Here is a 12718-nt window from a genome sequence, read left to right as displayed (position 1 = left end):
GGTGGAAGAAATGAAGAAATATACTGGAAGGATTATTGTCCCTGTCCTGTCCTTCATATTGATATTGCCCTATTTAGGATGGCTGGGCCATGAAGAACGCAGCTTTTCCACCTTTGCAGGAATATATATACTCGTTATTCTATCCATAGCTTGGTGTTTGGGTGCTATCTATGATAATAAACGGAAAACAATAGCTATATTGCAGGATAGCGAAGGACGTTATCGCATTTTCTCCAAGTACTCAAAAGAATTGGTCAATAGCTTCAATGAGGTTATTTTTCAAACGGATGCTAAAGGAAAATGGTTGTATTTAAACCCAGCATGGAAATCGATGAGTGGTGCGACCGTGAACGAATCACTGGGGCTCCACTTTTCTAAACATATGGATATGACTTCTTATCAGGACGTATTAAAGGCCTTTGCGGAATCTTTTCATCGAGGAAATAAATATTTTCGGGTGGACATTAAATTGAATGCGAAAAAAGGAACCAGTTGGGTTGAAGCATTCGTTAAACTAATTTACGATGACGCAGGGAAATTCATAGGGACGGCAGGCATATTATCGGAAATTAATGAACGTAAACATGCAGAAGAAAAGCTTGTGAGCCTAAACGAACATTTGGCAATCACATCAAGCAAGTTATCAACGGCAGCCCAACTTGCGGCAGGAATTGCACATGAAGTCAGGAATCCGATGACAGCAATAATGGGATTTGTAAAGTTGATTAAAGATGACGGTGCCGATAAACAGGAATACTTTGATATTATTTTTTCGGAGATAAATCGAATCGAGCAAGTCTTGAATGAACTCCTGCTGCTTTCGAAACCCGCGGAAGCGGTTTTTCATGAGAAGGATTTAAAAGAAAGCTGTAACCATGTCGTTACACTGTTGGAGACAAACGCCGTATTGAACAATATTCAAATTCATAAAAATTATGATACGGATCCCATTTTTATTTACTTTGATGAAAATCAAATCAAGCAAGTACTAATAAACATTATAAAAAATTCCATAGAATCGATGCATGATGGCGGAAATATTTTTGTGAGTATATATGAAAAGAATGGGGAAGTGTTTGTGAGCATTTTGGATGAGGGAGAAGGCATTCCGGAAAACTCCCTTCAAAAAGTAGGAGAACCATTTTTCACAACGAAATCATCAGGAACAGGGTTGGGACTTTCCGTTTGTTTTAAAATCATCGAAAAGCATGGCGGAAAAGTGTTTATCACCAGCGAACTGAAAAAAGGTACGAAAATCGTTTGCGTATTCCCCACAGTCTTACCAAGTGATTACGAAAATGTCCAGATAACGGGACTAGAACGACATGAAAATAAATGATTCAATCGTTGTAAAAATCAGAATATTGCGTGTATACTGTAAGGACGAGGACATACTAACCGGTTAGTCAGTTTAAAAGGAGGAATTCAATTTGCACTTTGAACATGCTCAAAAGGTGAAAAATCTGGAAAAGAAGTTAACGGAATTCATGGAAAAGCACGTTTACCCAAATGAATCAATATACAAGAAGCAGCTTGATGTACAGAAGAGCCGATGGAGTGATATACCGCCAATTTTATCTGAATTAACGGCAAAAGCAAAAGAAGAAGGATTATGGAATTTATTTTTACCTGATCGCGAATATGGAGCGGGTTTAACGAATCTAGAATATGCCCCGCTTTGTGAAATCATGGGAAGGTCGATGATAGGACCTGAAATCTTTAATTGTAACGCGCCGGACACCGGTAATATGGAAGTATTGGTGAGATACGGTTCCGATGAACATAAAGAACGCTGGCTGAAGCCGTTGCTTGCTGGGGAAATACGCTCATGCTTCTCGATGACAGAACCAGAAGTGGCGTCTTCCGATGCTACCAATATAGAGTGCAGGATTGAAAAGACAGGTAATGAGTATGTCATAAATGGCCGGAAATGGTGGTCTTCAGGAGCAGGAGATCCCCGATGCAAGATTGCCATCGTTATGGGTAAGACAGATCCTGAAGCGTCCAAGCATGAACAACAGTCAATGATTCTTGTACCGCTGGACACACCGGGTGTCAAAATCGAGAGAATGCTCCCTGTGTTTGGTTATGATCATGCTCCTCATGGCCATGCGGAAATCAATTTTGAAAATGTGAGGGTCCCGGCAACGAATATACTATGGGGAGAAGGTAAAGGGTTTGCAATTGCCCAGGGAAGACTCGGACCTGGGAGGATACATCATTGCATGAGACTGATCGGGGCTGCTGAAAGAGCACTTGAAGAATTATGTAAGCGTATTCAAGGTCGTGTCGCTTTTGGAAAACCTTTGGCTAGACAAGGTGTGATCATGGAATGGGTGGCTGATTCACGGATTGAAATCGAACAAGCGAGGCTCCTTACATTAAAAGCTGCCTATATGATGGATACTGTCGGGAACAAGGAAGCGAAGGCGGAGATAGCCATGATTAAAGTGGTTGCACCGAATATGGCATTGAAAGTGCTGGATCGGGCCATTCAAGGGTTTGGAGCTGCGGGAATCTCCGATGATTTACCTTTTGCTGCACATTGGGCAAATGCCCGGACGTTGCGGCTTGCTGATGGTCCGGATGAAGTGCACCGGTCACAAGTAGCTAAAATTGAACTTCGAAAATACCAACAGAAGCATGAGGTGAAGATATGAAAGTTACCGACCTATTCGATTTGACTGGTAAAACGGCAATCATAACCGGTGGGGGAAGGGGGCTGGGAGAACAAATAGCGACCGGCCTTGCTGAAGCAGGTGCCAATGTCGTTCTTTGTTCCAGGAAGAAGGAAGCATGCGATGAAGTAGCCTCTCGACTGCAAAGTATTGGAGTCAGGACACTTTCCTTCAAGTGTGATATCACCAATCCCTCAGATGTACAGGAAGTCGTTAACGAAACTTACCGGGAATTTGGTTCCATTGATATTTTAGTGAACAATAGCGGGGCATCCTGGGGAGCTCCAGCTGTCGACATGCCACTGGAAGCCTGGCAGAAGGTGATGAATGTCAATGTAACTGGAACCTTTATCATGAGCCAGACTGTAGGCAGGATCATGATTGAACAGGGACATGGAAAAATCATAAACATCGCTTCTGTCGCTGGATTAGGAGGGACGGACCCGAGGGTGCTTGATACGGTCGGATATAATACGAGCAAAGGGGCGGTCATTGTTCTAACAAAGGATTTAGCCGTTAAATGGGGCCAGCATAATATCAATGTTAATGCAATCGCACCCGGATTCTTCCCGACAAAAATGAGTAAAGGAGTGCTTGAACAAGGGAAGAATCCGATCTTGGATTCCACTCCCCTTAAAAGATTAGGGAGTGACGATGATTTAAAAGGGGCAGCGGTTTTCTTGGCCTCAAAGGCATCTGATTACATGACTGGAAACGTCTTGATTGTCGATGGGGGTTCACATGCAATGTAATGAAAGGTAAGTAAATATGGATGGAGGGTATGTAATGATAAATGAAAAAAAATGGCTGTCCGTTTATCTTGATTCAATTTCAAAGGAAATAAAAGTTCCTGAGTATCCGATGCAAAGAATCCTTCAAAATGCATATCAGTCCTATCCAAACAATACAGCCATCACTTTTTATGACAGAAAGATATCTTATCAGGAACTTTTTCATTCATCGCAAGCCTTTGCCTCGGCCCTACAAAAACAAGGCGTCCAAAAAGGCGATCGTGTTGCTATCATGCTTCCTAACTGTCCCCAATACGTCATTGCTTATTATGGATCTTTGACCACAGGAGCCATTATCACCCAAATCAATCCAATGCTGGTTGAAAGGGAGCTGCTGCATATCTTACAGGACTCCGGTGCCGAAACGATCGTGGTGTTGGACGGGTTATATCCGCAAGTGAAAAGTGTGCAGCAGCATGCGAATGTGAAAAATATTATCCCTGTAAGCCTGCAGCCATCAGATGCAGACTTCCAGCTTGATGCTTCATTTGACCAATTCATGAAGACAGGTAACGGGAAAATCAATCCAGTATCAATCGATCCGGAAAATGATATAGCCGTTCTTCAATATACAGGAGGGACGACTGGCCGTTCAAAAGGGGCAATGCTGACTCACAGCAATATTCTGGCTAACGTCATTCAATCGTATGAATTCTTCAAGCATGAATTGAAATTGGGCTCAGAAAGAACATTATCGGTCATCCCGCTTTTTCATGTTTTTGGAATGACGGCCGCAATGAATCTGTCCGTGTATATTGCGGGTAACTCAATCATGTTGCCACGATTTGAAATAGAAGAAGTGCTAGAAACGATAAAGCGTGAACAGCCCACCACTTTTCCAGGTGTACCTACAATGTATGTAGCGTTGACGAACCATCCAAAGGCAGAAGAATATGGAATGGACTCAATTCAGGTCTGTAACAGCGGAAGTGCACCAATGCCCATGGAGCTCCTCCGTGAGTTTGAACGAAAGTCGGGCGCAAAGATATTAGAAGGCTACGGTCTTACGGAAGCTTCGCCAACGACGCATTGTAACCCAGTATTTGCTGAAAGGAAGCCTGGGAGCGTGGGGATCGGTATCCCTTCGACAGAATATAAAGTGATGGATCTAGGAGACGGGACAAAAGAAGTGGCCCCAGGCGAAATGGGGGAATTGGTCATCAAAGGACCTCAAGTGATGAAGGGTTACTGGAATATGCTAGAGGAAACGGCGGTGACTCTTAGGGATGGTTGGCTTTATACGGGTGATATCGCGAAAGTTGATGAAGAAGGGTATCTCTATATTGTTGACAGGAAAAAAGATTTGATCATCGCAAGTGGTTATAATATCTATCCGCGTGATGTGGAGGAAGTTCTCTATGAACATCCTGCTGTCCAGGAAGCGGTTGTCATTGGAGTTCCAGATGCATACAGAGGGGAGTCGGTAAAAGCGGTTCTTGTACTTAAAAATAATAAAAAGGTAAGTGAACGGGAAATCATCGATTACTGCCGAGCAAACCTATCGGCTTATAAAGTTCCACATTTCGTTGAATTTCGTGAGGGGTTACCGAAAACAAATGTCGGAAAGATTTTAAGGCGTGCTTTAAGGGAGGAAATTTCCAAGAAATAAGAAGGCTTTGGTAGTACGGAGCGTATGAATCAATTCAGCTGAAATTTTAACAGATTGCGAGGATGCTTACATGAAAGAAAAAATGACAGAACATAGCATACGCTTATTCGAAAAGAAGGGCTTTAGTGAAACTTCGATTTCTGATATCGTCGAATCGGTTGGAGTGACGAAGGGAACATTTTATTATTACTTTACGAGCAAAGAGCAGTTGCTTATGGATATTCATATTGCTTATATAGACGAGTTGCTTAGTGAGCAGGAAATAATCATTTTGGATCCTGGGAAAAACTGCAAGGAAAAGCTTTTCGATATGGTATATATGCTTTTAAAAAGCATCAAAACAAAAAAATCAAGCGCAATGGTCTTTTTTCGCGAAATGAAAAATCTAAGTGACGAAAAACTTGCACAAATCCTTCCTAAGCGGGATGAGTTCCGTAATAAAATCGAACAGGTGCTGGTGGAAGGCATCGAGAGCGGAGACCTACGTTCCAACCTTGATGCATCCATCATCTCTTTTGCTATTTTGGGTGTGGCCAATTGGAGCTATCATTGGTACGACCCTAAAGGTGAAAAAAACGAACAGGAAGTGGCAGGCATTTTTATGGGGATGATTCTACAGGGGATTGAAGTTTGACTAGGCTACATACTAACTGGTTAGTTGAAAGGAGATAGATGGCATGACCAACAAACAAATTCAATCAATAACCGTAATTGGAGCAGGGCAGATGGGGCATCAAATTGCAATGCTTACTGCACTTGGGGGATATGAGACGATTCTTCAGGATGTTCAGGGAGACGCGTTGAATACAGCCCGAGAAAAATTGGGTGTCATTTTGACTAAATGGGTTCAAAAAGGAAAATTGTCTGAAGATCGTAAGTTGGCTGCTCTTAACCGTCTTCAATATACCACCGATCTTGAGCAAGCGGCCAGCCGTGCTGATTTGATCATTGAAGCGGTTGTTGAAAAACTTGATGTGAAACGGGAAGTCTTCGCCAGACTTGAAGAATTGGCCCCAGAAGAAACCATTTTTGCTACCAATAGTTCAACGATTGTCAATAGCCTGATTGCGAGTGTGACGAATCGTCCGGATAAGTTCATTAATATGCATTTCTTTTTCCCGCCTCTAATAATGGATTGTGTTGAAGTTGTCATGAGTGATCAAACATCGGAGGAAACAGCGAGGCTTGCGATGGAAGTCACAGAAAAGATGAATAGGACAGGAGTTTTGTTGAGGAAAGAGATATCGGGTTTCGTAGCCAATCGAATTTTGGGAGCGCTGCAGCGTGAGGCCTTATATTTGTATGAAGAAGGGATTGTGGACTATAAGGATATCGATTTAATTTGCAGAAAAGCGTTAGGCCACCCCATCGGCCCTTTTGAACTGATGGATTTATCAGGTATTGATGTAGGATATTTTGTCATGCAGCAACGATACAATGAAACTGGAAATCCAGAAGACAAGCCAAATGCTTGTTTAGAAGAAAAGATGGAAAAGGGACATTTAGGAAGGAAAACAGGAAAAGGCTGGTATGATTATCCAAACCAAGGAGTGAAGAATTGATGACAAAATTAATTAAAGTGGTTAAGGAAAATAGGCTTGCGGTCATTACCATCGATAATCCTCCATTAAACGTAATCAGTAAACAAGTATTCAAAGATTTGGGGGAAGTATTCACTGAACTTTCAAAAGATACTGAAACTGTTGCGGTACTCATAACCGGTGCAGGCAATATCGCATTTGCGGCTGGTGCTGATATAAAAGAATTCCCTAACATGATGGGGAACCCGAATATGAAAGAAATGGTAAAGGAAAGTCATGCCGTCCTAACCAAAATAGACCAGTTTCCTAAACCTACGATAGCTGTATTAAACGGCTTGACTTTAGGGGGCGGATGCGAACTGGCTCTTGCCTGTGATTTGCGAGTGGCTGAAGCGCATGTGCAAATTGGGCTGCCAGAAGTGAAATTAGGATTATTTCCTGGAGCTGGAGGGACACAACGTTTGTCAAGACTTGTAGGAAACGCAAAGGCAAAGGAGATTATATTTACCGGTGATCCGCTTGAGGCCAAAGAAGCGGAAAAGATCGGGCTTGTCAATAAAGTCGTTGAGCAAGGGTGCGGCTTAGCTGAAGCGAAAATTTTGGCCTCAAGAATGACGAGGCACTCACTTCAAGCGCTTTCGAGAATCAAGAAGGCGATTAATGAAGGAAGTGAGGCAACGCTCGAACAAGGCCTGGAGATTGAAACGAATCTTTTTGAGGAAATTTTTCAAACGGAAGATATTAAAGAAGGGGTTTCTGCTTTCCTGGATAAGCGTAAACCTGCTTTCGTACATCGTTAAACAAGGAGGGGTATTATGCATGAATTTGAAGTCAACGTCCGTTTTTCCGAAACGGATGCTTTGGGCCACATCAATAACACAAGCTATTTCATATACCTCGAAGAAGCACGCATGAAATTTTTTGAAGCCCTGGGGCTAGCGATGAAGGTCGAATCATGGAATTTTTTATTAGCCTCCACAAAATGCGACTTTATTGCTCAGGGATATTTCAATCAACTCTTGACCATTCGTTCATCTTTGATAAAGGTAGGTACGAAAAGCTGTGAAATGGCCCATGATATCCTCTGTTCACAAACTGGTGAAGTCATTGCCAAGGGGAGTGAAGTTTTAGTCTTTTTTAATTTTCTGAATCAAAAAAGTGAACCTATTCCAGAAATGATTAAAGGAAAGCTCATCTCTCATCTTGTTGAAAATTAGAATGTAAAAATCTTAAGGAGTGGAAGAACATGGTTGATGATACGATTCCTGTTCGGCCCGGAGAGGAACTGAATATTAATGCATTAGAAGGTTTCTTAAGAAAAAATGTATTGGACCTTCCAAATGAACGGTTAGAATTGCAACAGTTTGCTACAGGTTATTCCAATTTGACCTATCAGCTGAAAATGGGGGAGTGGGAGGCTGTCCTTAGAAGGCCTCCGCTTGGGCCTGTTGCTCCAAAGGCCCATGATATGAAGCGTGAACATCATATCATGGCCTCAATCAACCCATATTTTCAAGCCGCTCCCGAGCCTATTCTATTCTCGGATGATGAGTCTATTGCTGGGGCCCCTTTTTTCCTAATGGAAAGGAAACATGGAATTGTAATAGATAATGAATTTCCGAAAGGAATTGAGCCAACTCCTGAAAGGTGCCGACAGCTATCTTATGTCATGGTCGATCGGCTTGCTGACCTACACTCGATCCCTCATGAGAAAACAGGACTAGTGGAAATATCCAAACCTGAGGGATTCATTGACAGACAAGTTAACGGTTGGATTTCCCGCTATGAGAGAGCAAAGACAGATGAAATAAAAGAAGTGCGGCCGCTAATCGAATATTTGCAACAGAATATCCCGAAATATAGCCAGACTTCAATTATCCATTATGACTATAAGATCAATAATGCAATGTTTAACCATGACCTTACAGAGATGGTCGGTTTATTTGATTGGGAAATGTCTACCGTTGGTGATCCGCTAGCCGATCTAGGAGTGGCTTTAAGCTACTGGACGGAAAGCGGTGACCCGGAACTTATCAATACCGGGGTCGGTCAAGCGTCCGTCACGACTTTAAATGGTTTTCTGACACGAAAGGAATTTATCGAGATGTATGCAGTAAGAAGTGGCAGGGATGTTTCCAACGTCGATTTTTATTTAACCTTTGGTTACTTTAAATTAGCTGTCATCCTTCAGCAAATCTATTACCGATATAAAAAGGGTCAGACTAATGATTCCCGTTTTTCCAAACTCGGAAAAACGGTAAAAAGCTTACTCACTCATGCTGCAAATGTAGCTGCGAAGGATGTTTAATTAAATGGAATATATACAAAACATTCATTTGCTACTAAAAAAAGAAGAAATAGATAGGGAAAAGCTCCAAGAGGGGGATAAAGTTGCGGTCATACTGGATGTGTTATTAGCGACCACAACGATTATTTTAGCACTTCATGATGGGGCACGCCAGGTGATACCTGTCATAAATCCAGTGGATGCCTTGGTGAAAAGCCAGGAATTGGACCATGGGGATTCCATAGCGGCAGGGGAACTAAAAGCAAAGCCGGTTGATAATTTAATGTATCCAAGTCCGACGCTATTGAGTAAGTTGGTACCTGGAAAAACTTTAATATTGTCTACGACTAATGGAACGGTTGCGCTGAGGAATTCAGCCGCTGCAAAAAAGGTCTATATCGCATCTTTGTTAAATAATCCGTCTGTTGCTGAAAAAATAAAAAAAGATCATAAAACAGAAACGATCGTCATCGTTTGTTCGGGAAACTCAGGTGAATTCAGTCTGGAAGACTTTTACGGTGCAGGCCATTTGATAGATTGCCTGATTGCTGGATCACAAGGTATGTTCATACTCAACGATGCAGCAAAGGCAGCAAAAACGCTTTATCGAACGAATAGCGAAAATGCCTTTGAGATCCTGAAATCATCATATGTCGGACAGTTGTTAGATAAACACAGCTTGATCGCAGATTTGGAATTGGCGGCGCAAAAAGGGTTGGTGGGTCTTGTCCCAGAGTTGGTGGATGGAAAGATCGAAGCCGAATGGAAAAGGCAGGAAACGTAGTTCAAAACCTGGATAAGGAGTGAAGGGCATGAGGTTTTCACAGTCAATAGCGGTGGTGACAGGTGCAGGTTCCGGTATTGGGAAAGCTACAGCAATGCGCCTATCGGACGAAGGGGCAAAAGTGTTGTTGGTTGGGCGGACGAAAGGAAAGCTGGAGGAAGCAGCAGCTGAAATCAATGCCAGGCACAAGATTCCCATGGCCGATATTTTCCCTGCAGATGTTACCGTCGAGGAAGATGTAAAAGAGCTGGCCATGTATGTAAAGGAACAATATCGTGACCTTCACATTTTAATCAATAACGCAGGTGGATCGAAGTCCTCGAAGCTTTTGGATACATCTACAGTTGATTGGGATATGGTTCAACATGTCAATTTGAAAAGTGTCTTTCTTGTTTCCAAGTACTTGGGGAAAGTGATGGAAGAAGGAGCGAGCAGTGGAAATGAAGGTTCCGTCAATCGAGCAATCGTGAATGTGGCGTCACTGTCAGGACATCAAGCAGGGGCATTCATTCCGCATTACAGCTCTGCTAAAGCCGGAGTCATCAGTTTAACGAAATCATTGGCACTGGAACTAGCTGCAGTAGGCATTCGGGTCAATTCCGTATCACCGGGATTCATTGAAACGCCATTAACAAAGGATGGATTGCAAAATGAAAAATTCGTAAAGTCCATTCAACGGAACACGGCACTGGAAAGAGTGGGGAAAGCGGAGGAAATAAGTAATGTCATTACCTTTGCTGCTTCTCAGGAGGCTTCCTATATGACTGGGACGGATTTATTGGTGGATGGCGGCTGGTTGATCAAATAGCAAAAGGGGATGGGGAAATGTTAAAAGAACACTTAATAAAAGAAGTGAAAGATAATGTAATGATCCTGACTTTGAATCGTCCTGAAAGCTTGAATGCATTCAGTCCGGATATGATTGCAAACTTGACTAAAGCGATTAAAGATGTAAAACATACACCACATATAAGGGCAGTCATCATCAAAGGGGCGGGAAGGTCATTCACTGCAGGAGGAGATGTTAAGTCGATGGGGAAGGCCTCTGCAGGTCAATTGTATGATCATGTCGGCAGAATGAACGAATGCATATTGGCTTTGGATGCTTCTGAGGTTCCCGTTATCGCTGCCGTCCAAGGGTTTGCGGCAGGGGCCGGTTTCAATTTGGCACTCGCTTGTGATTTGATCGTAGCTGCAGATGATAGTCAATTTGTCATGAGTTTTTCACAGGTTGGCCTGATTTCGGATGGAGGGGGTTCGTATTTTCTACCAAAGTTAGTAGGACCCCATCTTGCAAAGCAGCTCTTTTTTTCAGCCGAGCCGATTTCTGCGGAACGCTTATACCAGTTAGGCGTCATTAATTATTTATATCCACTCAATCAACTTGAAGAAGAAGCGTTGAAACTTGCAGAAAAGCTTGCCAATGGACCGACTAAAGCATATGGAATGATGAAAAAACTCATTGGCCATTCCTTTACAGCTACACTGGATGAAATACTCGAGCAGGAGCGAGTCACGCAAACCTTGATGGCCTCCACAGAAGATCATTTAGAGGGAGTGGCAGCATTCAAAGAGAAAAGAAAACCGGGATTTACGGGAAATTAATAAGGGGGGGAATAATGATGAGAGCGATTCAATTTGAAGAATATGGCGGACCGGAAGTACTGAAAATGATTGAAATGGAAAGACCCGTGCCAACTGGGCATGAAGTTCTGATTGAAATTGATTGTGTTGGGGTTAATTATGCAGATACAGCCAGAAGGGAAGGACAATATGTAGTACCTACGCCGCTTCCGTTCATTCCAGGAGCGGAAGTGGCTGGCGTGGTGGTGGAAGTTGGTGGAAAGGTGACCAAAATCAAACCAGGTACAAGAGTCGTAAGTTTAATTGAATCTGGGGGATATTCAGAATATGCCCTATCTGATGAATTCTCCGTCATTCCGCTTCCTGGTAACATTCAGTTCCATGAAGCTGTTGCCTTACCCCTTCAAGGGCTGAGCGCCTATCATATTCTAAAGACAATGGGACGCATGCAGCAGGGAGATACGGTATTGGTTCATGCTGCAGCAGGGGGAGTGGGAACGATTGCAGTCCAGCTAGCTAAAATCTTCGGAGCTGAAAAAGTGATTGCAACCGCCAGCACCATGGAAAAGTTGAAGCTAGCTAAAGAGATGGGGGCAGATGAACTTATCGATTACACGAAAGAAGGATGGGAATTGAAAGTCCGTGAGGCCACGGGAGGAAAGGGAGTCGACGTGGCACTGGAAATGGCTGGAGGGGACATTTTCAATAAAACATTGAAATGTTTGGCACCATTTGGCCGTCTTGTTGTTTTTGGTAATGCTAGCCGTGAGCCCTATACGATGAACCCACAGCAATTAATGAAGCGCAATCAATCCGTCGTTGGTTTTTTCCTGCCACAGATTATTAAACACCCAGAGTTGCTGTTGCCTAGCATTGAAGATCTTTTTTCTTACGTGGCTTCTGGAGAGCTTAAGCTTACGATCGGCGGCATTTATCCGATTGAAAAGGCAGCAGATGCCCATGCAGAAATAAACGCCCGCCAAACTAAAGGAAAGTTGATTTTACAAGTTAAATGAGAATAAGGGGTGTATACCGAATGAGCGATACACCCCTTGGTTGTTAATCAGGATTTCACTTGTACCATAGACCCCTCAAGAATCACTCAATCCGTATCAATGCTAACATCTTTATCAGGATGCATAAAAGGAGGTTGCGGCGTTCTTTTAGCCTCTAACAATTCACGGTTTTCAGCTGAATTCCAGCCGATATCATTGGTGGGGTGTATCCATTCGTCTCCAGCCATGATTTCCGGGTCCGTATCTTCGCTCCAATTTTCGAGAGGTGAGTTTTCAGATGCATATTTACTGTCGCCAATGACGACTCCATAATCATTGACAAATGGAGCTCGTGGTTTTATGCCGGTTCCTTTATAGCTTGGTGCGTTAATTTGGTGGGGTTGTGTATCATCGATAATTGGTGAATCCAATTTCTTTTTCATCTAGTA

14 protein-coding genes are annotated in these 12718 nt (G+C 42.9%); 13 read left to right on the top strand and 1 reads right to left on the bottom strand.

The window, feature by feature from the left end:
* Positions 1-10 precede the first annotated feature (10 nt).
* The 13 genes from ACQKKK_RS03740 (at position 11) to ACQKKK_RS03680 (ending at position 12290) form a co-directional block, all read left to right on the top strand.
* On the top strand, positions 11-1339 hold the full coding sequence (locus ACQKKK_RS03740) for an ATP-binding protein (RefSeq protein WP_427614199.1): 1329 nt from the start codon (positions 11-13) through the stop codon (positions 1337-1339).
* Positions 1340-1430: 91 nt separating this feature from the next.
* On the top strand, positions 1431-2660 hold the full coding sequence (locus tag ACQKKK_RS03735; RefSeq protein WP_427614197.1) for an acyl-CoA dehydrogenase family protein: 1230 nt from the start codon (positions 1431-1433) through the stop codon (positions 2658-2660).
* A complete protein-coding gene (locus tag ACQKKK_RS03730) occupies positions 2657-3430 on the top strand; it encodes an SDR family oxidoreductase (protein WP_427614195.1) in 774 nt (257 codons plus the stop codon). The genes ACQKKK_RS03735 and ACQKKK_RS03730 overlap by 4 nt, the downstream gene beginning before the upstream one ends.
* Positions 3431-3467: 37 nt before the next feature.
* Positions 3468-5078, top strand: coding sequence for a long-chain-fatty-acid--CoA ligase (locus ACQKKK_RS03725; RefSeq protein WP_427614771.1), 1611 nt, complete (start codon positions 3468-3470; stop codon positions 5076-5078).
* Positions 5079-5148: 70 nt separating this feature from the next.
* Complete coding sequence (locus ACQKKK_RS03720; protein ID WP_427614193.1) at positions 5149-5712, top strand: TetR/AcrR family transcriptional regulator; 564 nt, start codon at positions 5149-5151, stop codon at positions 5710-5712.
* 43 nt (positions 5713-5755) lie between these two features.
* Positions 5756-6640, top strand: coding sequence for a 3-hydroxyacyl-CoA dehydrogenase family protein (locus ACQKKK_RS03715; RefSeq protein WP_427614192.1), 885 nt, complete (start codon positions 5756-5758; stop codon positions 6638-6640).
* Positions 6640-7419, top strand: coding sequence for an enoyl-CoA hydratase (locus tag ACQKKK_RS03710; RefSeq protein ID WP_427614190.1), 780 nt, complete (start codon positions 6640-6642; stop codon positions 7417-7419). Before ACQKKK_RS03715 ends, ACQKKK_RS03710 begins: the two co-directional genes overlap by 1 nt.
* A gap of 15 nt (positions 7420-7434) precedes the next feature.
* Entirely contained in the window at positions 7435-7836 is a 402-nt protein-coding gene (locus ACQKKK_RS03705; protein WP_427614189.1) for an acyl-CoA thioesterase, read from the top strand.
* Positions 7837-7865: 29 nt separating this feature from the next.
* On the top strand, positions 7866-8927 hold the full coding sequence (locus ACQKKK_RS03700; protein ID WP_427614188.1) for a phosphotransferase family protein: 1062 nt from the start codon (positions 7866-7868) through the stop codon (positions 8925-8927).
* A 4-nt stretch (positions 8928-8931) separates the two neighbouring features.
* The gene (locus tag ACQKKK_RS03695) at positions 8932-9690 is read left to right on the top strand and encodes a 2-phosphosulfolactate phosphatase (RefSeq protein WP_427614187.1); all 759 of its coding nucleotides are present in this window, start codon (positions 8932-8934) and stop codon (positions 9688-9690) included.
* Positions 9691-9718: 28 nt separating this feature from the next.
* Positions 9719-10498: an SDR family NAD(P)-dependent oxidoreductase gene (locus ACQKKK_RS03690; protein WP_427614185.1), complete on the top strand. Its 780-nt coding sequence runs from the start codon at positions 9719-9721 to the stop codon at positions 10496-10498.
* A gap of 17 nt (positions 10499-10515) precedes the next feature.
* The gene (locus tag ACQKKK_RS03685) at positions 10516-11295 is read left to right on the top strand and encodes an enoyl-CoA hydratase/isomerase family protein (protein WP_427614184.1); all 780 of its coding nucleotides are present in this window, start codon (positions 10516-10518) and stop codon (positions 11293-11295) included.
* A gap of 17 nt (positions 11296-11312) precedes the next feature.
* Complete coding sequence (locus ACQKKK_RS03680; protein ID WP_427614769.1) at positions 11313-12290, top strand: quinone oxidoreductase family protein; 978 nt, start codon at positions 11313-11315, stop codon at positions 12288-12290.
* 86 nt (positions 12291-12376) lie between these two features.
* On the opposite strand, the gene ACQKKK_RS03675 is transcribed toward ACQKKK_RS03680, so the two are convergent.
* On the bottom strand, positions 12377-12712 hold the full coding sequence (locus tag ACQKKK_RS03675; RefSeq protein ID WP_427614182.1) for a DUF3905 domain-containing protein: 336 nt from the start codon (positions 12710-12712) through the stop codon (positions 12377-12379).
* Between the last annotated feature and the right edge of the window lie 6 nt (positions 12713-12718).

The organism is Peribacillus sp. NPDC006672, from assembly GCF_050274955.1.
Taxonomy (GTDB): Bacteria; Bacillota; Bacilli; order Bacillales; family DSM-1321; genus Peribacillus.
The sequence above is the reverse complement of the archived record's forward strand: the minus strand, read 5'-3'. Positions and strand labels throughout refer to the sequence as shown.